Here is a 21,483-nt window from a genome sequence, read left to right on the forward strand (position 1 = left end):
CACTGGACCTGATCTCGCATTATTTTCATACTTTCACTCCGAAGCTGCTCACCGAGACCAATACGACAGTCAGGAGTGCCGGTGCAGATCGGAATCCCCCGCGAGGTCAAGAACCACGAATACCGCGTGGCCTGCACACCCGCCGGTGTGCACGAACTCGTCACGCGCGGGCACGAGGTGTTCATCGAGGCCGGAGCCGGGGTGGGCTCGGCCTTCGCCGACGACGCCTACGCGGCGGTGGGCGCGCGCGTCCTCGACACCGCCGACGAGGTCTGGGACCGGGCCGACCTGGTGCTCAAGGTGAAAGAGCCGGTGGCCGAGGAGTTCTCCCGGATGCGCGCCGATCAGGTGCTGTTCACCTACCTGCACCTGGCGGCGTCGCAGGAGTGCACGGACGCACTGCTGGACTCCGGCATCACCGCCATCGCTTACGAGACGGTCACCGGTCCGGAGGGCTCACTGCCCCTGCTGGCCCCGATGAGCGAGGTCGCCGGGCGGCTGGCCCCGCAGGCGGGCGCGTACCACCTCATGCGCAGTCAGGGCGGGCGCGGTGCGCTGCTGGGCGGGGTGCCGGGGGTGCGCCCGGCCAAGGTGACCGTGATCGGCGCGGGCGTGGCGGGCGGCAATGCCATCGCCATGGCGGTCGGCCTGCACGCCGAGGTCACCGTGCTGGACCTGAACATCGCGCGCCTGCGCGCCGTCGACGAGCAGTACGACGGCCGGGTGCGGACCGTCGCCTCCAACGCCTACGAGGTCGCCGATGCCGTGCGCGAGGCCGATCTGGTGATCGGCGCGGTGCTGGTGCCCGGGGCCAAGGCGCCCACCCTGGTCTCCAATGACCTTGTCGCCCAGATGAAGCCGGGCTCGGTGCTGGTCGACATCGCCATCGACCAGGGCGGCTGCTTCGCCGATTCGCGGCCGACCACCCACGCCGAACCCACCTACCGGGTGCACGACTCCATCTTCTACTGCGTGGCCAATATGCCCGGGGCGGTGCCGAATACGTCCACCATCGCGCTCACCAACGCCACCCTGCCCTACGTCACGGCGCTGGCCGACCGCGGCTGGCGGGATGCGGTGGCGGCCGATCCGGGCCTGGCCGCCGGGCTCAGCACCGACCGCGGCCGACTGCTGTCGGAGTCCGTGGCGGCGGCGCACGGCTACGCCGCGCACGAACTGGTCGGCGTCTAGGTTCGGTCGCGCTCGGTACCCGCCGGGCGCAGATGTTCGAAGATGAGGATGGTCTCGGTCGCGGATACCGCGGGGTGCGCGCTCAGATGTTCGACGACGAAACCGCGCAGCCCGTCGGTGTCGGCGGTGGCGACATGGATAAGGTAGTCGTCCGCCCCCGCGATGAAGTAGACGTTGAGGACCTCCGGGAGCGCCGCCAGCTGCCGCCCGAATTCGGCGAGGTATTTGCGCGAATTGCCGTGCAGCCGAACCGCGATCATCGCCTGCAGGCCGCGCCCGAGCGCGGCGGGGTCGATATCGGCATGGAAGCCGCGAATGACGCCCCGCTCCACCAGCGAACGCACCCGGCCCAGGCAGGTCGACGGCGCGATACCGGCCGCCTCGGCCAGGGCGTTGTTGGTCATTCGCCCGTCGCGTGCCAGGTGATCCAGTAGGACTCGATCGATGGCGTCGATCGCGACCGGGCCACGCCCGGAGGTCGGCGGTACGGGTGGACGCGCGGGCGAATCCTTCCTGCTCACCGGCCTACCGTACCGAATGTTCGGGATCGCATCGGCCGGTCCGCACCACGCCGCGCGGGCGCGGCGGATCCGCTGTGACGCAGGTCGCCGCTCGCGGGGCTGGCGCTACCGGGCCGCCGAGGCATACGCTCACGACGGCACGAACGCGAAATCCCTTGTTCCAAAAGAACATTCGTAGCAAATAGGACAATCGACCACAGGATTGCCGTATTCCGTCGCACCTCGTGCCGGTTCCCGACCACGCCGTCAGGCGCATTGTCGCAAGGAGTTGTGCCGGTGCCGGTTGCTTCCCGTCCGCACGTTCCGCTCACCCGCCGTCGCGCCCTCGCCGCGCTGACCCTCTTCGCACTGCCCGCCGCCCTCGGGGCGCGCTCGGCCGCCGAGGGCGAGCCCGCCCGCCCGCATTGGGATTACGCGGCCGACGGTCCCGAGCACTGGGCCGATCTGGACCACCGCTTCCTGGCCTGCCGGGTGGGCCACCAGCAGTCCCCCATCGATCTGCCCCGCCACACCCCGCTCGATCCCGCCGACCATCTGACCTTCGCCTACGGCCCGCTGCCCGCGGTCGCCCTGACCGACAACGGGCACACCCTGCAGGCGGCCGTGCCCGCCGCCGGCGGCCACCACATCGTTCTGGACGGCCGCCGGTACACGCTGACCCAGTTCCACTTCCACACGCCGAGCGAGCACACCGTCGACGGCGTGGGCACCGTCATGGAGCTGCACCTCGTACACACCGATGCCCGGGGCAACCTGGCGGTGGTCGCGGTGCTCATGGAGACCGGACCAGCACCCTCGGCGTTCACACCCCTGTTCGCCGAGTTGCCGCCCCCGGGCGGCTCCCACACCACCGGCCCATTCGACCTGCGTACCCTGCTCCCCACCGATCACGCCCAGTTCCGCTACGGCGGATCGCTCACCACCCCGCCCTGTACCGAGGGCGTGGCATGGACGGTGCTGCGCGAACCCGTCCGGGTGACGGCCCGGGAGGCCGACCGCTACCGTGCCCTGTTCCCGCACAGCAACCGCCCCACCCAGCCCCGCAACGGCCGCCCGGTCCTGCTGGCGGGCGGCTGACGCACGCCCGAACCGGCCACGACGCGAGCCTCGAGCGACCGGTGTGCCGCGACCCATCGCAGGTGGCCGACCAGTCAGTTTCCACGTTGGAATCCGACCGCCACGGCGGGCGTCGATCCGAGATCGCCACGATCGACGGTGCCGGGGTGTAGGAAAGAACGCAGCGGCTATCGCTGCATCGGACGGACAAGGAACCGGGACCGGGAACCGCCAGCGGTGGCGCGATCAGTGGGAGGTGCGATGACGCGGGGTGTGTGGGCCGCGCCGGGTCGGGTGAACATCATCGGTGAGCACACCGACTACAACGGCGGCTACGCCCTGCCGATCGCGCTACCGCAGGTGGTGCGGTGCGCGGCGGCGACGGAAACCGATGGGCGCGTGCGGGTTACCTCCCGGCAGCACCCGGGTGAGCGGATCGACGTCGCGGTCGCGGAGCTCGGGCGGGCATCGGTCGCCGGGTGGGCGCGCTACCCGCTCGGCGTGGTGTACGAGTTCCAGCGCCGCGGGCACGGCATCCCCGGTGTCACCCTCGAGCTCGACGGTGCCGTGCCGATCGGCGCCGGCCTGTCGTCGTCGGCCGCCGTCGAGTGTGCGGTGGCGCTCGCGCTGCGGGATCTGTTCGACCTTCCGGTGCGGGTGCCCGAGCTGATCGATATCGCCCGCACCGCCGAGAACGATTACGTGGGTGCGCCCACCGGCACTCTCGACCAATCCGCCGCCATGCTCTGCACCGCCGGGCACGCCCTCTTCCTGGACTTCGGCAAGGGCGACCACGAGCAGGTCGCCTTCGATCTGGCCGGGGCGGGACTGGAGCTGCTGGTCGTCGACACCGATACCCCGCACCGGCTGGTGGACGGCGAATACGCGCGCCGCCGCCAGCAGTGCGAGGCCGCGGCCACCGCGCTCGGGGTCACCACCCTGCGCGAGGTCGCCGACCCGCGCGCGGTCGACACCCTCGTCGATCCCCTGCTGCGCCGTCGGGCCCGCCACGTGGTCACCGAGAACGCCCGGGTGCTGGCGGTGGCCGACGCGCTGCACACCGGGGCGGATCCGCGCACCATAGGACCGGTTCTCACGGTGGCGCACGCCTCCCTGCGCGACGACTTCGAGGTGTCCACGCCGCAGCTCGACACCGCCGTCACCACCGCGCTGGCGGCGGGCGCGCTCGGCGCGCGCATGGTCGGCGGCGGATTCGGCGGCAGCATGGTGGCGCTCACCGAACGCGGCGCCGCCGAGCCGATCGCCGAGGAGGTCGAGAAGCGTTTCCGCGCTTGCGGTTTCGCCGCACCGAAGTGGTTCGTGGCGCTCCCCTCCCCCGGCGCGCGGCGCATCTCCTGATCGTCGGTACGAAGGTGATCGTCGGTACGAAGGCCGCTGTCACACCAGCGATAGAGCCACGATCATCGCCGCCAGCGCCGCGTAGATCGCCAACGCCACCCGTAACCCGAAGCGCAGCAGCGTATTCTCCGAGACCCCGGCACCGCTGGCTCGGTCACCCGCGACCGTCAGGATCAGCATGATCATCGGCAGCGAGGTGAAGACGGCGTGGCCCGCACCGCTGTTCTGCACGGCCGCGAACCAGACGTCCAGCCCGGACGGCGCGAGCTGCTGCTGCAACGGCATCGTCAACACGTTGCCGCCCACATTCGATCCGGTGACGAAACCGCCGAGCATGCCGAGCGCCGGTGCCGCCAGCGCGATCACCAGCGGCGGGGCCGCCGCCACCGCCCCGCCCACCCGTTCGATCATGCCGCTGTCGACCATGAGCCGCCCGAGCACGACGAATCCGGTGAGCGCCAGCAGCGGCCGCCCCACGCGCACCAGCGCGGCCCGCACTTCCGCCCACCGCACCCGCCCCCGGTCCAACACCAGCGCCGCCACCAGCAGCGGCAGACCCGGCGACGCCAGCAGCGCGAAACTCGCACCGCCCGCGTGCAGCGCCACGGACGGCACACCCACCGCGGTGGCCGCGCGCAACGTCGCGATACCACCCAGCACCAGCCCGTAGGCGTACAGCACCGTCCCCGGCGGAGCCAACCGCCCGGGACGCACGGACCCGTCGCCGAGCCCGAACGCGGGTCGGCGTTCACCAGCGCCCACGCCCCCACCCCGAGCCATTCCACCCCGCCGAGGTATCACCCCGCCACCCGTGCCCGCGCCTCGCGACAATCGTCGCAGCCATCCCCGATCCGCATCGCCCACCGCCACGGCACGCGAGCTGCGCGACGCGCACCCACCCTCGCCGCCGCCCCCGGTCGCACCACCCGAGAAGCTCGAGGCACTCCGATTCGGCGCACCACGTCCGGTCCCGCCCCGCGCGAACCGCGACACACCCGCATTCCACACTCCATCTCGGGCGGTGGGGTGCGCGGCGGGTAATGTCCGGCGGGCCTTCATATCTCGCGAACCCGTCTTCTGCCGCGGGTGGGCCCGATTCCGGCCCGCAGTTCCCGCCGCGGTGGCCTCGCCGGTCGCTTCGGCCGTCGGCGCGGCTTCCGACGGCCGCCGGGCGGCGCACAGCAGCAGGCCGACGGCCGTGGTGAACAACCCGGCCAGCACACCCGCGGGCGACACCACGCCCAGGTGGTTGCAGATCAGCAGAGTGAGTGCGAGCAGTCCGCCCGCCCCCGCCGCCTGCACCGTGGTGCGCAGCCGGTGCTCCGGTCGGGCCAGCAGCGCCGCCCAGACCGTCACCAGGGGAAAGACCAGGGCGCTGGTGACCGCCGTGGCGGTGCCCAGGGTCGGCAGCGGCAGGTCGGTGAGCGCCGCGCCGATCACGGTGGCCAGGCCGAGCGTGCCCCACGGCATGATGTTCATGCCCAGCATGGCCTGGCGCAGTGCCGTGGCGGGCGGGGCCAGCGCCAGCAGGACGGGCACGGTGACCAGCAGCGACACCCCGAAGCCGGTGAGCGCCTCCACCATGGGCGCGATGCCCGCGACCACCAGCGCGACCTTGGCGGGCCCCGACAGCGGCAGCCCGCGCACCCATTCCTGAAGCGACTCGTGCACACCCCGGCGGGTAAGCACCTGGCTGAGGTAGACGCCGGGCAGCATGACCGCCGCCGCGTTCAGGACCAGCAGGCCCGCGCCCGCCGCCCCGGTGCCGAGCGCGGCCCGAGGCAGCGCGAACTCCGGCCGCCATCCGATGAGCAGCACCGCCGCCCCCACCCCCGCGACCGCGGCCCAGTGCGCCGGACGGCGCAGCCCGGTGATCATTCCCAACACCACCACCAGCGGGATCACCGCCGCAACCAACACCATTGCCGCCTCCGCTCTCTCCTCGCGTACCGAATGCGCACCCAGCCTGACGGCGGCGACGGTCGGCGGTCTTGAACGAAAATCTCGGCCCGCGAGGGCCGCAGGGCATCAGGGCCGGATCGCGCCCGGTGTCACCCCGAAGTAGCGCTTGCAGATCCGGGTCAGATGCGCTTGGTCGGCGAATCCGGTCGCCGCCGCCACCTCGGCCGGTGGCCGCCCGGCCAGCAGCAGTCGACGCGCACGATTGGCGCGCAATCGCAGCAGGTAGGCGTGCGGCGGCAGCCCGTACGCCTCCCGGAAGGCGGTGATGAGGGTCGCTCGCGGAATCCCCGCGGCGGCACCGAGTTCGGCGATGGTGACCGACTCGGCCCACCGGTCGTGCAGGACCTGCCTGGCCACGTCCAGACCCCGGCGCGGCGGTGTCCCGGCCGCACCCGCCCGACCGGGGCGGGCGTGCCGACGCAGCACCGCGCCCAATCCCGCCAGCAGCAGGGATTCGGCGGTCAGCGGATCACCGGTCAGCTCCTGTTCGCGGTGGACGCCGCGCAGCCGGGCGAACAACTCGTCATCGCGCACGGCCGTCTCGGGAAACCAGACGTCGGACCGGCCGAGCAGTTCACCGGCCAACTCCTCGACCAACTCGGTGTCGAAATAGAACATCCGGTAACGCCAGCCGGATTCCGCGGCGGCGAATCCGGTATGCACCTGTCCGGGATTGATGATCACCAATTGTCCGGCGGGTATCACCACTTTCCCGCCCGCCATGTGCAGCCCTTCCGCGCCCTGTTCGATGACGCCGACGGAAAGCTGTTCGTGACTGTGCCGATCGAAGGCGAAGGTCTCGAATCGCGCGGCGAGCAATTCCACCCGGGGGCTGGCCGCGGCGGTCCACAGTCGAGCGTGCTCACCTGCCTTTTTCACCCGCACAGCCTATCGCCGTCAGCTCGGGCGGGAATGTGCTTACCCCCGGGCTTGCACGTGCAATTGCAGAATTCTTCGACTCAGCAATCTTGAAAGTCCTTGTGGCACAATCGCCTACGCGATCCACCAAATGTCAGGAGGGAGTCGTCATCAAAGCCGAGGCCGTGGGGGGTCACACCGTCGGGGGGAACGGGCCGCAGGAGAAGCCCGCACCGGTGCACCGATTGGGGGTGAAGGTCGGCCGTCCCGGGCTCGCACGCACGGATTCCCACCTCGCCCTCGAGCAGGCGGCATCGGTGGTGCGCTCCTACGCGCCGGGGGTGGTGCCGGAGCTGTTGCAGACCGCCGGTTACGCCCATGCCGTCGCCGCCATCGCCCGCCCCGCGTCGACGGCGCAGATCCAGCAGCAGGTGGAACTGCTCATGCGGCGTCAGCATCTGCTCGATCGGCCCGCCCCCCTCAAATTGTGGGTGGCGATCGAGGAGGCGGTGCTGCGACGCCCATTCGGCGGCACGGAGGTGTGGCGCGACCAGCTGGGCCATCTGACCCGCATGGCGCGCCGCGACAACGTGACCGTGCAGATCGTCCCGGATCACGTGGGCGGCCCGGCCATCAGCACGGTCCCGTTCACCATCTTCCGGTTCGAGCGCCCGGATGTGGGCGATGTCGTACACCTGCACCATGCGACCGGCACCCAGTGCCTCGACGACCGCGCCGATCTGGACGCCTACCACGTGATCTGGGACCGCCTGAGCGTGCACGCCATGCCGCCGGAGTACACCGGCGAACTCCTCACCGCCCTCACCGCGCAACGACCGGCCACCGCACTGCCGTCCGCCACCATCCAACGCGTGTGACCGGCGTCGACGCACCGCCCCACCCCGTGGGGCGGTGCGTTGGTGCGTGACCCCGCGGCGCGACCCGGCGAACTACCCGATGGAAGAGTCCGACAGTCGCGAGGCGAGCAGTTCCTTGCCCATCCGCGCGCCCTTGCGGCTCTCGTTCTGCGCCTTGCGGAAGAACTCGACGAGCTCGGTGTCACCGTCGCGTTCGGCATCGCTGATGTAGGTCTCCAACCGCAGCGCATTGTCCAGGGACGCCTCCACGAACCAGATCAGGTTGTAGTCCTTGTCCTTGGTGCCGGTGATGGTGCCCGTCTCTTCGGTCTTGCTCATATCCGATACTCCTCTGTCGCTGACACGTCCTACGGTCGTCCTACCCACGGCATGCGGCGGGAAACGGGGATCAGCGGGTCGGTTCGTGCACATGCGGAGCGAGCTCGGGTGCGTACAGTTCGTCGATCTCCGTCGCGTACTTGGCGGTGACTGCCCGCCGCCGGAGTTTGAGGGTGAGGGTGATCTCGTCGCCGTCCGCTTCCCAGAACAGCGGGAGGATGCGGAAGCGCTTGATCTGTTCCACCCGCGACAACCGCTGGTTCCCGGCCGCGATACCGGTCGTGATCGCCTGTACCACACCGGGATCCGCGGCCAGGGTGGCCGCCGACGCGTCGGGCAGGCCGTGGCGGCGGGCGTACGGTTCGGCCGATTCGGCGTCGAGCACGATCAGTGCGGTGTTGTAGGGGCGGGCGTCGCCGATGACGGCCATGGCGCCGATGAGCGGGGTGGCGGCCTTCACGGCGTTCTCGATGGTGGCGGGCGACATGTTCTTCCCGGCGGCGTTGATGATCAACTCCTTCTTGCGGTCCACCACCGTGAGGTAGCCGTCGGCGTCCACGGTCACGATATCGCCGGTATGCAGCCAGCCGTCGGCGTCCACGGCCGCCCGGGTCTCCTCCGGCAGGCCGCGGTAACCGCGCATGACCAGCGGTCCGCGGACGAGTAGCTCACCGTCCGGTGCGTGGCGAGATTCCATGCCCGACAGCAGTTTTCCGACCGTGCCGAGCCTGGCGTCACGCGGGTGGCTGACGCTGCAGATGCAGGACAGCTCGGACATGCCCCAGATCTCGGCGATGGGAATGCCGAGTCCGGCGAAGAAGCCGAGGGTCTGGGGCGGGATGGGGGCGGCGCCCGAGAGCGCCCAGCGCAGCCGGTCGAAGCCGAGTGCGGTCCGCAGGCCGCCCAGCACCAGCTCGTCGGCGCGCTCCCATTCGGCCGCGAGTTCGGCGGGGATCGGCGTTCCGGCCAGCTGGTGGGCGCTGCGCGCGGCGGCCACACCCAGCGCCCACTCCATGGCGCCGCGGCGGCGGTCGTCCGGCTCGTTGGCGACCTTCGATTCGATGGCCGCCTTCAGTTTCTCCCAGACACGCGGGACGGCACCCCATACCGTGGGGCGCAGCTCGGCCAGCGCGGGCGCGATCCGTGCGGGGTCCGCGACACAGGTCACCTGGGTGCCGAGCACCTCCTGCACGTAGAGGGCGGTGAGCCGATCGGCGATATGAGCGGTGGGCAGGAAGGAGGTGATGGTGTCGCCGAAACGGAAGCCCAGCACATCGTCGATGCCGTAGACCTGGAAGAGGAGGTTGGCGTGGGTCGTCTCCACCCCCTTCGGGTTGCCGGTGGTCCCCGAGGTGTAGATGAGCGTGGCGACATCCTCCGGCCGGACCGCCCGCCAGGCCGCCTCGAAGTCGAATTCCGGTGTGCCGTAGGCGATCAGCTGTTCCACCGACAGGGTGCCCACCGGTGCGTCGTCGACGCAGATCACATGGTCGAGTTCGATGCCGCTGTCCCACAGGCGCGGCAGGAATTGCGGTTCGCAGATCACCACGCGCGCTCCGGCATTGCCGAGCACGTAGGCGAGTTGTTCGGGGGCCAGGGTGTTGTAGACCGAGAACGAGGTCGCGCCGAGATGCTGTGCGCCGACTTCGAGCGGATAGAACTCGATGCGGTTGGTCAGCATCAGGGCGACGGTGTCGCCGCGGCCGATGCCGAGACCCGCCAGTCCCGCGGCCACCGCACGCACCCGGCGCGCGTACTCGCCCCAGGTCATGGTGCGGGTGTCGCCGGGGGTGCGGAGTGCGACCGCGTCCGGGTCGATCGAGGCGGTGTGCTGGAACGCCGCGGGCAGCGTGTCGAAACGGGGGATGCTCACTGGGGGCCTTTCGGAGAGGTACGCGACGGCGGTGCGCGCGAGGGTGTCAGCGGCGCTCGATGGCGCGAACGAGTTCGTGCACGGCCGAACTCGCGGCGAGCCTGCTGTCGAGTACGACATTGACCGCACCGCGCAGCAGCGCGTACGGCTCCCACCCGGCGGGTGCGATGGTGCGGGCGGCGCGGCGGGCGATGGCGTCGGCGATGGCGCGTGCGGCCCGCGCCGCGGTGATCCGTACGCCGAGCGGCCACGGCAGCAGTTCGTCGAGTTCACGGCCGAGGTCGTCGGCGTCGAGCATGTCGTGGGTCATGGCGGTTTCCACGATTCCGAAGTAGGCGACTCCGGCGCTGGCACCGGATGCCGCGAGTTCGACCCGCAGCGCCCGACCGAACTGTTCGACTCCGGCCTTGCTCACCATGTACGGCGATCCGCCCATGCCGGGTGCGAAGGCGGCACACGAGGACACCACCACGACATGGCCTTTCGCCCGCACGATGTGGTCCAGCGCGGGGTGCACGGTATTGAAGACCCCGGTGAGATTGATGCTCAGCACCCGGTCGAAATCGGCCGGGTCCATGGTGCGGACGGTGGCGGGCACCGGGGTGACGCCCGCGTTGGCGACGACCACATCGAGGCGGCCCAGCCGCTCGACCACCGTGGCCACCACCTGGTTCATCCGCGCGCGGTCGGCGACGTCGGCCCCGATCGCGAGGGCGCGCGCGGACAGCGCGCAGGCCGCCTCGTGGGCGGCGGCCTCGTCGATGTCCACCAGGACCACGATCGCGCCCCGGGCATGCAGGATGTCGGCCAGTTCCCGCCCGATGCCCTGCCCCGCACCGGTGATGAGCACGACCTTGCCCGCCACGTCGAACCGCGGTGCGCCGACTCGTCCGAACAGCTCGAGCATCACGCCACCTCGTAGGCGTCGACGTCGAATCGCCGCGTGCGCCTGCGGTATTCGAAACTCCAACTGGGGTACAGCCCCGCGTTGCCGCCCTCGGGGGTGGTGTAGTAGCTCTGGCATCCTCCGGTCAACCAGACGGTATCGTCGCTGCGCCTGCGCATTTCGTCGACGAAGGCGTCCTGCGCGGCGGCCCGCACCTCCACCCGCCGCGCGCCCCGCGCGCGCAGGGTGACCAGCGCGTCGACGATGTAGGCGAGCTGCGATTCGATCATGTAGATGGCGGATTGATTGCCCGCGGCCCCGAACGGCCCCAGGGTGCAGAAGAAGTTCGGGAATCCCGCCACGGCCGTGCCGAGATAGGTGCGCGGCTGCTGGTGGTACAGCTGCGCGATGGAGATGCCGTCGCGCCCGGTGATGCGGTCGAACGCGGTCGGGATGGGTTCGAATCCGGTGCCGTGGATGATGGTGTCCACCTCGATCTCCGCCCCCGCCCGGGTCAGGATCGATCGCGGCCGGATCTCGGCGATCCCGTCGGTCACCACCTCCACATTGTCCCGATCGAGCGCGGGGAGGTAGGCGTCGGAGAAGATGGCCCGCTTGCACCCGATCACATAGTCGGGTGTCACTCGCTCGCGCAGCTCGGGATCGCTGATCTGGCGGCGCAGCTGCCATCGCCCCAGCAGTTCGTACGGATGTCGGAAGCGATTGTCCACGAAGCCGACCAGACCGAAGCTTTCGATCAGCGTGTACCAGGTGCCGCGGACAGCCCTGCGTGCCAGCGGGAACTGCCGCAGCAGCAGCCGTTCCAGGCCGAGGGTGGGTCGATCCAGGCGGGGCACGATCCACGGCGCGGAGCGCTGGAATACGGTCAGCGACCGCACCTTCGGCTGGATCTCGGGGATGAACTGCACCGCCGACGCACCGGTGCCGATCACCGCGACCCGTTCCCCGGTCAGATCGTGGTCGTGCCTCCAGTGCAGCGAATGGAAGGTGGTGCCCTCGAAACTCTCCAGCCCGGGAATCGCGGGATATTTGGCCTCGGCGAAAATGCCCGCCGCCGAGATGAAGTAGTCGGCCGTCAGCGGCCCCCGCGAGGTCTCGATGCGCCAGCGCGATGCCGTGTCGTCCCAGCGGGCGTCGAGCAGTTCGGTGTTCAGCCGGAGATGGCGTACCACATCGTGTCGCTCGGCGACCGAGCGCAGATAGTCCAGGATCTCGCGCTGTCGCCCGTAGGTGCGCGACCAGTTCGGATTGGGCGCGAACGAGTAGCTGTACAGCTGGGACGGCACATCGCAGGCGCAACCGGGATAGGTGTTCGCCTGCCAGGTCCCGCCCAGCTCATCGGCGCGCTCGAGCAGTACGAGGTCGTCGAAACCGGCTTCGCGCAGCTTGATCGCGAGTCCGATACCGCCGAAACCCGCCCCCAGCACGGCGATCTGCCGGTGTTCGGTGTGTGTGGTCATGAGACCGTATGCCTTTCGCGGTCAGAGGTCGAGAACGAGCGGCCCGCCGGTGGACCGGGAGACGCAGGTCAGCATGTGATCGGCGCGCTCGCCCGGAGTCAGCAGCCGATCCCGGTGCTCGATCTCCCCGGCCAGCACCCGGGTGCGGCAGGTACCGCAGAAACCCTGGCGGCACGAGTAGACGGCATCGGGTTTGACCCGCCGGACGGCGTCCAGCACGGTCTCTCGGCTGCCGACCGTGACCTGGGTTCCGGTGCGCGCCAGGCGCAGCGGGAAGGCGCGGCCGTCGGTGACCGGCAGCGCCGAGAAACGTTCGGTGTGCAGCGATCCCGTCGGGTCGAGCGAGAAGAAGCTGCGCTGCGCGGCGGCGAGCACGGGCGGCGGGCCGCAGACGTATACGGCCGCGCCGGGTGCGGCGGTGGCGAGGACGGCGGGCACATCGGGCGGCCCGTATTCGTCGTCGGGCCGGATATCGGCGTGGAGCGGCAGTTCGTCCAGAAACGGCATGGTGGCACGCGAGCGCCCGGTGTACACCAGATGTCCGCGCCGACCGGCCGCCCGCACCATGGGCAGGATCGGCGTGATCCCGATTCCGGCGGCGAGGAACAGATACGACGGCGCGGTCTCGACGAAGGTGAACGCGTTGCGCGGGCCCCTGATGCGCAGGGCGTCACCCGGCCGCAGGGTGTGCATCTCCCGCGACCCACCGTCGCCGTCCGCGATGCGGCGCACGGCGATGCGGTAGCGGTCGCGATCGCTCGGATCGCCGCACAGCGAGTACTGTCGCTGTCGCCCCGAGGGGAGGAAGACGTCCAGATGCGATCCGGGTCGCCAGGCGGGCAGCGGATCGCCCGTGGCGGCCACCAGGGTGAAGCTCTCCACGTCCACCGCCTCGATGCACACCGACTCGACCACGACATCGAGGTCGAACCCGCTGTGCCGCACCGGGTTCGGCGGTGAGATGGCGGGGGTGGTGAAGATCCGCTTGTAGACGTCCACGGCCACGCCGAGCAGGCGCAGGCTCGGCGTGGCGACGACATCGCCCCGGGTCATGTCCGGGCCGCCGGGGAATGCGCCAGGTAGCGCAGGGCATTGTCCATCGACCCCAGCTGCGAGGGATGGAATCCCGGCCGCAGGTAGCGCGGCAGCTCGGTGAAGAAGGTGGTGAAGCTGGGGATCACCCCCCGCACGGTCGCGCTCACGAACTGCCGTCCCCAGAAGCCGCCCTTGTCCGGGCTGGGATCCTTGCCGTACAGGTAGGCGGTCGAGATCACGAACAGCGGCAACAGCATTCCGGTCGCCAGCAGCCCGGTGCGCGCCCGTCGCCCGTAACCGCCGTCGACGTGCATGTAGGCGTCGAACACCACGCTGCGGTGCTCGACCTCCTCCGCGCCGTGCCAGCGCACCAGATCCAGCATGGTCGGATGCATGCCCGCGGCCTCCAGGGCTGTCGACTCGAGCAGCCATTCGCCGATCACGGCGGTGAAATGCTCCATCCCGGCGAAGATTCCGAGCCGTTCCTTGAGCCATTCCTCCTTGGCCCTGCCGCTGAGCCCCTGATCGCCCAGGACGCGATCGACCAGCCACGCCACCTTCGCCACGAAGGACTCCACGTCGAGGCCGATGGACTGGAGGTGGGTGCGCGCGCCCTCGTGACTGCTGGCGTGCATGGATTCCTGGCCGATGAAGCCGGCCACCTCCTCGCGCAACCGCTCGTCGTCGATATGGGGTAGCGCCTCGGCGAGGCAGGCGGCCATGGCCCGCTCCCCCTCGGGCAGCACCAGATGCATGACATTGGTGACGTGGGTGGCCAGCACCTCGCCCGGGATGTAGTGCATGGGCACCGACGAGAAATCGAAGTGGACGTCACGCGCGTGGATGGCGTGGGCTTCTTCCTGATAGGAGCGCCTCGTTGCACTGTCATCAGCCATGAGCCGACCGTACAGTGCAACATTCTTCATGGCAATGTTGCAGCCACAAATTGGTCGCGATTGTTGCAAACGGGTCGATCGCTGCTAGCGTCGTACCATGTCCTCCACCGCCGCCACCTCGGGAAACAAGGCCGATTCCATCGAAGAGCGCATTCTCGACGCCGCTCTCGTGCAGTTCGGCCGGGTCGGGGTCAAGAAGACCACGATCGAGGACATCGCCCGGCAGGCCGAGGTGGACCGGGTCACGGTGTACCGCCGCGTGGGCTCCCGCGACGATGTGGTCCGCGCGGTGACGGGCCGGGAGATCCAGCGGCTGCTCACCGAACTGCACGAGATCCCGGCGCGGCACCGGGAGATGGCCGATATCATCGTCGACCTCTTCGTCACGGTGGTCACGCGCTGGCGCGCCCACCCGCTGGTGGAGCGGCTGCTCACCGTCGAACCGGATCGACTGCTGCCGCAACTCACCACCGAGGGCGGCGCCTTCTTCACCATCTCGGTGGCCGCCACCACCGAGATACTCCGCAACGCGTTGCGGGACAGGGAGCTACCCGAACCACCCGACCTCACCACCCGGGTGGAGGTCGGGTGCCGCGTGGTGCACTCGCTCATCCTGCAACCGGTGGGACCCACCGACCTCGGCTCCGAAGCGGAACTGGCCGCCTTCGCCCGTACCTATCTCACCCTGATCCTGCCGAGCTGACGCCGTTCACCAGCGCAGCACGGCCTCGATCTCGTCATCGACCAGTTCGCCGGTGGGCTCGAAGCCGAGCGCCCGGTAGAACCCCTCCGGACTGCCCGGACCGACCCGGTAGCTGGTGAAGAACCGCGTGGTCCCGCGCGCCCGCAACTGCTCGAAGACGATCTCGAGCGCACGGCGGCCGTAACCCTTGCCTTGATGCGGCCCAGCGATCATGAACCGCCACAGCGACACTCCCGGCTCCTCGCTATCCATGCCGAGATCCAGCATGAGGAAGCCGACCGGCTCGTCGCCGACGTAGATGCCGCGAAACCACGCCGTCTCCGAGAAGTGCGCCTCCGCGATGGATATCCCGTTGTCCGCGACCATCTTCCGCTGCTCCGCCGACAGCGTCGTACTGAGCTTGCAGACCTCGTACACCGTGTCCGCACAGAGTTTCCGCAGTTCGACCGCCGACCCGGCGTCTGATTCCGTCACGCGCTCTTCGTATCCGACGGCGGCGGTCCGGTTCAACGGATTTACGCGCGGGGGCCGGGTCCGGCGGCGAGCGTTCGCGCACGATTCCGGACGCGCGCGACGTAGCGCACGGTGAACACCATCGGGATGGCGAAGCTGAGCACCTGCACGACGATGCGCGGCGCCGGCGCGTGGGCGAGCGCCGCGAGTGCGATCGCGCCGAGGGCGAAACTCGCCGTCCACACCGAGGTGAGCACGTATCCGGTGCGAACGAACAGCGCCTGCTCCCAGAATTCGCGTGGCGTCGACTGTTTGGCGATCGACAGGGTGAACGGCGCGCGCAGCGCGAGCGAAACGCCCGCGATGGCCGCCAAGACCGCATTGGCGAGGGCCGGCGTGTAGTCGTGCAGGCCCGCGCCCGGGCCGGCGAAGGCGACGACGGTGATCACGGCGAAGAACGCCGCCGAGCCCAGCTCGAGCACCAGCGCGTCCCAGCCGCGCCCGGCCCGGCGCTGGTGGGCGATACCCGCGAGCGCGATCCCCGTGGCGAGCAGTGCGGACCACCGCCAATACTGCGTCGGGACGGCGGCGTAGACGATCCAGGGCGCGAAGGTGCGTAGGTAGGCCACCCGGTCAGCATGATATTCCAGATTCGACATGTCAACTCTGGAATGTAAGGTGGGGGTATGAGCCTCCGCCACGCTTTGCTCGGACTATTGGCCGAACGCCCGGCCAGCGGCTACGACCTGCTGGGCAGCTTCCGGGAATCCCTGGCCAATGTCTGGCCCGCGACGCAGAGCCAGATCTACACCGAACTCGCCAACCTGGCCGAGGCGGGCCTGATCGCCGTCTCGGACGAGGGACCGCGCGGGCGCAAGGAGTACACGCTCACCGAGACCGGACGCGACGAGCTGCGCACCTGGCTCACCACCACCGAACCCAAGCGCCGCAACCGCAACGACATGCTGCTGCGCGTCTTCTTTCTCGGCATCGTGCCCGAGCATGCCCGGGACTATCTGACCGAGATCGCGACCACCGCCGCCGCGGCGCAGGCCGACCTGTCCGCGCTGCGGGAGACCACCGCATGGAGTGACAGCGACCTGTCCCGCTACGGCCGCATCGCCATGGAGTGGGGCGAGCGCTTCCACGCCATGAACCGGGAGTGGGCACAGTGGGCGCTCACCCAACTCCCCGACCCGGACCGGTAGCCAACCCCGGCACCGCGCAGGGCGCGAGCGCGGCGAAGTCCTTCCAGCCCACCCGAAGTCGCGGCAGACCAGGTATCACCGTCCATGCGGTTCCAGGGGGCCGCTGACCATCCCGGCACCACGCGGATCGGTCGGCACACCGCACACTCGGGCACGCGGTGGCGGCGGCCATGCGCAAGGGCGCACGATATCAGCGATAACCACCCATGAGTGCGATGTCATGGCTGCGACCGCGCGATGTCGTCGGTCAGGGTCTGACGGGTTCGGCGTGCGGGGATCGGTAATCTGCGCCGACCGCGGGCGTCCACGGCGCGCATCAGCGTGGTGACCAGGCGGGAGCGTAGCCGGGAGGCCGGGTACCACAGTGGCTCGCGGGGTAGGGCGGGGCCGCGCGGGACGGTGATGGCCTGTTGGCGGCAGTATTTGCGGATTCCCGCCGCGCCGCCCCAGCGCGCGCCGATACCCGAATCCTTCCAGCCGCCCATGGGTAGGGCGAAGCTCATGAGATTGGCGAAGGCGTCGTCGACATTCACCGCCCCCACCTCGAGGCGGCGGGCGACGCGTTCGCCGCGGCGGCGGTCACCGGTCCACACCGTGGCGGACAGGCCGTATACCGAATCGTTGGCCAGCCGCACCGCCTCGTCCTCGTCGGCCACCGCGACGACCGGAATCAGCGGTCCGAAGGTCTCCTCGGTGAGGCAGAGCATGGTGTGGTCGACATCGGCCAGTACGGTCGGCTCGAAATAGCGCCCGCCGCCGAACGCGTTGCCGCCGCATAGGATTCGCGCGCCCTTGGCGACGGCGTCGGCGACGTGCCGGGTGACGATTTCGCATTGCGCGGCGGTCGCCATCGCACCGATATCGTGGGTGAACGACCGGCCGTCGCGGCCCTGCCGCAGCGCCCGCACCTCGCCGACCAGCCGCTCCACGAAGCGGTCGTAGACGGCGGCCTCGACGTACACCCGCTCCACCGAAATGCACACCTGTCCCGCGTTGAACAGCGCCCCGTAGGCGATTCCGGCGGCGGCACGGTCGATATCGGCGTCGGCCAGCACGATGGCCGGATCCTTCCCTCCCAGCTCCAGGCTGTAGGGGATGAGCCGCTGCGCGCAGGCGGCCGCGATGGCGCGGCCGGTGCGGGTGGACCCGGTGAACTGCACGAAATCCACGGTGTCCACCACCGCGCGGCCGGTGTCGCCACCACCGGTCAGCACGGTGAACACCGGCGGCGCCCCGATCTCGGCCCAGCCGCGCGCCAGCTCCACCGCGCTCAGCGGTGTCACCTCGGATGGCTTCACGAGCACGGCGGCACCGGCCAGCAGTGCGGCGAAGGCGTCGAAGCAGGGGTTGAGCAGCGGCAGATTCCACGGCGTGACGATGCCGACCACCGGATACGGCCGCACGGTCGAGACCAGTCGTTTGGTGAGGCCGATCGGACTGTGCGGCCGGGGCCGCTCGTCGGCGAGGAAGCCCTCGGCGCGGTCGGCCCAGTACTTCGCGAGATCGACGGCGGCGGGCACCTCGATCTCCGCGTCGAACCGGGTCTTACCGGTCTCCGACCGCACCACCTCGGTGAGCCGGGAACCGTTGTCCAGCAACCAGTCCTGGAATGCGCGCAGCCATTTCGCACGCTCGCGCACCCCGATGGCCTCCCATTCCGGCTGCCGCGCGCGCAGCCGCCGCACGGCCTCGGCGACCGCGGCCGCCGAGTGGTCGGTGACCCGTCCGACGACGCGGCCGGTCGCCGGATCGCGCACGTCGATAGCGGTGGTGCCGGGCGCGCGGCCGGTGGTGTCGGGTGTGGCGGTATCAGACACGGGAATCCCCTCGATCGGTTCGTCCGGCAGGATCTGCCGGTTCGTCACGCGCGGGGCAGCCGCACCAGCATCTTGCCGGTATTGGCCCCGCGCATCATGGCCAGGAAGGCGTCCACGGCGTGGTCGATGCCCTCGACGACGGTCTCCTCCGCGCGGAGGGTGCCGTCGGCCAGCCAGCCCGCGGCGGTGCGCACCCACTCCCCCGCTCGTGCGGTGTGGTCGCCGACCAGGAAGCCGCGCAAGGTGATTCGCTTGCGGGTGGCCAAATGCAGATTGCTCGGCCCCGGAGCCGGGTCGGTGTCGTTGTACACCGAGACCGCACCGCACAGCGCCACCCGCCCGAAGTCGTTCAGGACGGTCAGCGCCGCCTGGAGGTGTTCGCCGCCGACATTGTCGAAGTAGACGTCGATGCCGTCGGGTGCGGCGGCGGCCAACTGGGCCGCGAGATCGCCGCGGCGGTAGTCGATGGCGGCGTCGAAGCCGAAGTCGTCGAGCAGGCGCGCGCACTTGTCCGGCCCGCCCGCCGAGCCGATCACCCGGGCGGCCCCCAGATTGCGGGCGATCTGTCCGGCCACCGAGCCGACCGCGCCCGCCGCTCCGGAGACGAAGACGGTATCGCCCGTCCGCACCCCCGCGATATCGGTCAGCCCCACATACGCGGTCAGCCCGGTCGCGCCCAGTACGCCCAGATACGCCTGTGCCGGGGAGCGCCGCACATCCACCGGCTGCGCGTCGCCCGCGTCGAGGACGGCGTATTCCCGCCAGCCCGCGAAGTGGATCACGCTCGCCCCCACCGGAATCGACGCCGCGCGCGAGGCGGTGACGGTGCCGACGGCCCCGCCCGACATGGCCCGGCCCAGTTCGAAGGGCGGCATATACGATCGGCCCGCGTTCATGCGACCGCGCATGTACGGGTCCACCGACAGCCACTCGTTGGCCACGAGTATCTGCCCCGGCCCCGGTTCGTCCAGCGTGACGTCGGCGAGTTCGAAGTCGCGCGGTGTCGGCTCGCCCTGCGGGCGGGCGATCAGCCGCCATTCCCGTGACCGTGTCATCGTGCCCCCAGCGCCTGCCGATACAGCGGACTGTCGACGCTGTAGTAGTTGCAGTGGAACCCGCTCGGAATCGCGAACGGTATCCGCACCCGGGCCAACGGTCCGGATGCCAGATCACCGGCCGCGAACACCGCCAGCTCGGTGTCGGCGGCACCGGCCGCGTGGACGAGAGTCAGTGCGTATCCGTCCACTTCGTCGGTGGCTCCGACGCGGGGGGCGAAGATGAGTTCACCGGCGGCGGCCCCGTCCCCGAAGTGGTAGATGTCCTCGGCCCCGGTGCGGGTGTCCACCCGCACCGCCGAGTCCATGCCGTCGGCGCGGCCGTCCACCGAGTGCAGGTTGCTGTTGGCGAAGGCGTAGCGGCTGGGTCGCGTCATGAGGCGGTCGTCGGGCCGGGGGAACTGGATGTCGCGGTCGTTGAGGATCTCCTCGCGCACCACGTCGGTGTGTGCGGCCGGGTCGATCACCCAGCGCCGCAGGCTCTGTCGCGTCTCCCGGTGGGTGCGGCGGCGGCCGTCGACGTCCGGGAACAGCGCGGTGCCCTCGGCGGCCGCCACATCGGCGACGATGCGGCCGTCCTCCTCCCACACATTGGCCTGGTGCATCATGTGCCGGGGCGCGGCCTCGAACCAGCGCACGTCGTCCGCCCCGCCGCGCCGGGGCATGACCCCGAGTTTGGTGGGGCGGTCGGGATCCCACGCCACCATCGGCCCGCCCGCCATGGCCCGTGGCAGGCTGACGTCCAGCGGCGTCACCGGGAACACCACGTGGTTCGCGGTGACGAAGAAGGTGTGCAGCATGCTCTGATGCGGCAGCGGCACGGTTTCGGTGACGATCGGGGTGCCGCCGGAATCGATGATGTCGTAGCGCAATTCGGGGGCGGTGCCGCCGCGGCGCGCGATGGAGCCGATATTGATCAGCTCGCCGGTGGCATGGTCCACGGTCGGGTGCGCGCCGAAGGTCGTGGTGACCACGCCGCCGTAGTGTTCCTCGCCGATGGTGTCGAGGCTGCGCGGGTCGAGTTCGACCGGCGGCGCGCCCTCCATGAGCGCGAGCAGCTTGCCGCCGTGCAGGACGACATTGGTGTTGGCGGTGCTGTACCGGGTGCCGACGGCCAGCGGGTCGGTGCTGGCCGGGTTGCCGTGCACGCCGAAAAGCCTTCTGCCCTCCTTCATTTCCAGCAGCAGCTTGTCGGTGCGCACCCAGCGGTTGCGCATCGAGACCCGGCGGCCGTCGAAGAAGAAGGCGTACACCATGCCGTCGCCGTCGAACCAGTGGTAGTCCTCGTCGGTGGGCGGATACAGCGGCTCCGCGCCGTTGCGGTAGAAGACCCCGGCCAGATCGTCGGGCAGCTCGCCCTCGACGAACAGGTCGGGGGCGTCCACCTCCATCCGGGTGGGCCGGTGATGGCCGGTGAGGAAGGGGCTTTCGCGATATCCGGTGCCCACCATGGTGTTCAGCTCTCCCGTTCCAGCACGCCCAGCGGGGTGCCCACCGGATAGTCGGCGTCCACCTCGACCGCGCCGTAGCGCAGTACGCCGCCGACGGGGGCGGGGATCTCGGTCTCCACCTTGTCGGTGCCCACCGTGTACAGCGGCTCCCCCTCGGTCACGGCGGTGCCGTCGGGCACCAGCCAGCCGAGAAAGGTGCCGTCAGTCATCGACACGTCGAGTTTGGGCATCCTGATCTCCATACGACTTCCGCTTTCATTCACCGGACCCGAGGTCCGCACCGTTCTACTGCTCCAGGCGCAGGGCGCGGCTGGGACAGGCGGCCACCGCCTGCGCCGCGAGTTCGCCTTGCGCATCGGATAATTCGGCGAGCAGCACCCGCGTCACGCCGTCGTCGCCGACGGCGAACAGTTCGTCCGAGACCGCCTCGCACAGTCCGTGCCCGACACACAGGTCCCGGCTCACCACTACCTTCACGACTC

Annotated in this window: 22 protein-coding genes; 6 read left to right on the forward strand and 16 right to left on the reverse strand. The window is 70.1% G+C overall.

Features of this window, described 5'->3' with window-relative positions:
• Positions 1 to 81: 81 nt before the first annotated feature.
• The gene (gene ald / locus FOH10_RS15505) at positions 82 to 1,191 is read left to right on the forward strand and encodes an alanine dehydrogenase (protein WP_143981245.1); all 1,110 of its coding nucleotides are present in this window, start codon (positions 82 to 84) and stop codon (positions 1,189 to 1,191) included.
• Here ald and FOH10_RS15510 read toward each other — a convergent pair.
• Positions 1,188 to 1,712, reverse strand: a complete 525-nt coding sequence (locus FOH10_RS15510; RefSeq protein WP_244962000.1) for an Lrp/AsnC family transcriptional regulator — start codon at positions 1,710 to 1,712, stop codon at positions 1,188 to 1,190. The two genes, ald and FOH10_RS15510, sit on opposite strands and share 4 nt — an antisense overlap.
• 276 nt (positions 1,713 to 1,988) lie before the next feature.
• On the opposite strand from FOH10_RS15510, the gene FOH10_RS15515 reads away from it, so the two are divergent.
• Positions 1,989 to 2,789 (forward strand): carbonic anhydrase, encoded by an 801-nt coding sequence (locus FOH10_RS15515; RefSeq protein ID WP_143981247.1) that lies wholly within the window; start codon positions 1,989 to 1,991, stop codon positions 2,787 to 2,789.
• A gap of 240 nt (positions 2,790 to 3,029) precedes the next feature.
• Positions 3,030 to 4,127 carry a galactokinase gene (galK, locus tag FOH10_RS15520; protein ID WP_143981248.1) on the forward strand — a complete coding sequence of 366 codons (1,098 nt, stop codon included), beginning with the start codon at positions 3,030 to 3,032 and terminating at the stop codon, positions 4,125 to 4,127.
• A 39-nt stretch (positions 4,128 to 4,166) separates the two neighbouring features.
• Here the strand turns inward: galK and FOH10_RS15525 are convergent, their stop codons facing one another.
• Together FOH10_RS15525 and FOH10_RS35665 are read right to left on the reverse strand one after the other, a co-directional pair.
• Positions 4,167 to 6,050: an L-lactate permease gene (locus FOH10_RS15525; RefSeq protein ID WP_143981249.1), complete on the reverse strand. Its 1,884-nt coding sequence runs from the start codon at positions 6,048 to 6,050 to the stop codon at positions 4,167 to 4,169.
• A 105-nt stretch (positions 6,051 to 6,155) separates the two neighbouring features.
• On the reverse strand, positions 6,156 to 6,968 hold the full coding sequence (locus tag FOH10_RS35665; RefSeq protein ID WP_186000853.1) for an AraC family transcriptional regulator: 813 nt from the start codon (positions 6,966 to 6,968) through the stop codon (positions 6,156 to 6,158).
• A gap of 164 nt (positions 6,969 to 7,132) precedes the next feature.
• Here FOH10_RS35665 and FOH10_RS15535 point away from each other — a divergent pair, with 164 nt between their 5' ends.
• Positions 7,133 to 7,825: a DUF5753 domain-containing protein gene (locus tag FOH10_RS15535; RefSeq protein ID WP_143981251.1), complete on the forward strand. Its 693-nt coding sequence runs from the start codon at positions 7,133 to 7,135 to the stop codon at positions 7,823 to 7,825.
• Positions 7,826 to 7,897: 72 nt separating this feature from the next.
• On the opposite strand, the gene FOH10_RS15540 is transcribed toward FOH10_RS15535, so the two are convergent.
• From FOH10_RS15540 to FOH10_RS15565, 6 genes are all read right to left on the reverse strand, one after another.
• Positions 7,898 to 8,143 (reverse strand): hypothetical protein, encoded by a 246-nt coding sequence (locus FOH10_RS15540; protein ID WP_029924932.1) that lies wholly within the window; start codon positions 8,141 to 8,143, stop codon positions 7,898 to 7,900.
• A gap of 70 nt (positions 8,144 to 8,213) precedes the next feature.
• Complete coding sequence (fadD11, locus tag FOH10_RS15545) at positions 8,214 to 10,016, reverse strand: fatty acid--CoA ligase FadD11 (RefSeq protein WP_244962001.1); 1,803 nt, start codon at positions 10,014 to 10,016, stop codon at positions 8,214 to 8,216.
• A 46-nt stretch (positions 10,017 to 10,062) separates the two neighbouring features.
• Positions 10,063 to 10,923 (reverse strand): short-chain dehydrogenase/reductase, encoded by an 861-nt coding sequence (locus FOH10_RS15550; RefSeq protein WP_143981253.1) that lies wholly within the window; start codon positions 10,921 to 10,923, stop codon positions 10,063 to 10,065.
• Positions 10,923 to 12,383 (reverse strand): flavin-containing monooxygenase, encoded by a 1,461-nt coding sequence (locus tag FOH10_RS15555; RefSeq protein WP_143981254.1) that lies wholly within the window; start codon positions 12,381 to 12,383, stop codon positions 10,923 to 10,925. Before FOH10_RS15555 ends, FOH10_RS15550 begins: the two co-directional genes overlap by 1 nt.
• Before the next feature lie 21 nt (positions 12,384 to 12,404).
• Positions 12,405 to 13,436 carry a PDR/VanB family oxidoreductase gene (locus tag FOH10_RS15560; protein WP_143981255.1) on the reverse strand — a complete coding sequence of 344 codons (1,032 nt, stop codon included), beginning with the start codon at positions 13,434 to 13,436 and terminating at the stop codon, positions 12,405 to 12,407.
• A complete protein-coding gene (locus FOH10_RS15565) occupies positions 13,433 to 14,314 on the reverse strand; it encodes a metal-dependent hydrolase (RefSeq protein ID WP_143981256.1) in 882 nt (293 codons plus the stop codon). Before FOH10_RS15565 ends, FOH10_RS15560 begins: the two co-directional genes overlap by 4 nt.
• A gap of 97 nt (positions 14,315 to 14,411) precedes the next feature.
• Here FOH10_RS15565 and FOH10_RS15570 point away from each other — a divergent pair, with 97 nt between their 5' ends.
• Positions 14,412 to 15,017 (forward strand): TetR/AcrR family transcriptional regulator, encoded by a 606-nt coding sequence (locus FOH10_RS15570; protein WP_143981257.1) that lies wholly within the window; start codon positions 14,412 to 14,414, stop codon positions 15,015 to 15,017.
• A 6-nt stretch (positions 15,018 to 15,023) separates the two neighbouring features.
• Here FOH10_RS15570 and FOH10_RS15575 read toward each other — a convergent pair whose 3' ends face one another.
• Positions 15,024 to 15,491 carry a GNAT family N-acetyltransferase gene (locus FOH10_RS15575; protein ID WP_244962002.1) on the reverse strand — a complete coding sequence of 156 codons (468 nt, stop codon included), beginning with the start codon at positions 15,489 to 15,491 and terminating at the stop codon, positions 15,024 to 15,026.
• Positions 15,492 to 15,532: 41 nt separating this feature from the next.
• A complete protein-coding gene (locus tag FOH10_RS15580) occupies positions 15,533 to 16,099 on the reverse strand; it encodes a hypothetical protein (RefSeq protein WP_143981258.1) in 567 nt (188 codons plus the stop codon).
• Between the two features lie 57 nt (positions 16,100 to 16,156).
• On the opposite strand from FOH10_RS15580, the gene FOH10_RS15585 reads away from it, so the two are divergent.
• A complete protein-coding gene (locus tag FOH10_RS15585) occupies positions 16,157 to 16,678 on the forward strand; it encodes a PadR family transcriptional regulator (protein WP_143981259.1) in 522 nt (173 codons plus the stop codon).
• Positions 16,679 to 16,896: 218 nt separating this feature from the next.
• On the opposite strand, the gene FOH10_RS15590 is transcribed toward FOH10_RS15585, so the two are convergent.
• The 5 genes from FOH10_RS15590 to FOH10_RS15610 are packed head-to-tail and all read right to left on the reverse strand — an operon-like array spanning position 16,897 to position 21,478.
• On the reverse strand, positions 16,897 to 18,495 hold the full coding sequence (locus FOH10_RS15590) for an aldehyde dehydrogenase family protein (protein ID WP_244962003.1): 1,599 nt from the start codon (positions 18,493 to 18,495) through the stop codon (positions 16,897 to 16,899).
• Between the two features lie 44 nt (positions 18,496 to 18,539).
• Positions 18,540 to 19,550 carry an NADP-dependent oxidoreductase gene (locus FOH10_RS15595; protein ID WP_143981260.1) on the reverse strand — a complete coding sequence of 337 codons (1,011 nt, stop codon included), beginning with the start codon at positions 19,548 to 19,550 and terminating at the stop codon, positions 18,540 to 18,542.
• Positions 19,547 to 21,001: a carotenoid oxygenase family protein gene (locus FOH10_RS15600; RefSeq protein ID WP_143981261.1), complete on the reverse strand. Its 1,455-nt coding sequence runs from the start codon at positions 20,999 to 21,001 to the stop codon at positions 19,547 to 19,549. The genes FOH10_RS15595 and FOH10_RS15600 overlap by 4 nt, the downstream gene beginning before the upstream one ends.
• Before the next feature lie 5 nt (positions 21,002 to 21,006).
• Positions 21,007 to 21,231, reverse strand: a complete 225-nt coding sequence (locus FOH10_RS15605) for a biotin/lipoyl-containing protein (RefSeq protein ID WP_228814695.1) — start codon at positions 21,229 to 21,231, stop codon at positions 21,007 to 21,009.
• A 55-nt stretch (positions 21,232 to 21,286) separates the two neighbouring features.
• Positions 21,287 to 21,478 carry a ferredoxin gene (locus FOH10_RS15610; protein ID WP_244962004.1) on the reverse strand — a complete coding sequence of 64 codons (192 nt, stop codon included), beginning with the start codon at positions 21,476 to 21,478 and terminating at the stop codon, positions 21,287 to 21,289.
• Positions 21,479 to 21,483: the final 5 nt, after the last annotated feature.

The organism is Nocardia otitidiscaviarum, from assembly GCF_007362295.1.
Taxonomy (GTDB): Bacteria; Actinomycetota; Actinomycetes; order Mycobacteriales; family Mycobacteriaceae; genus Nocardia; species Nocardia otitidiscaviarum.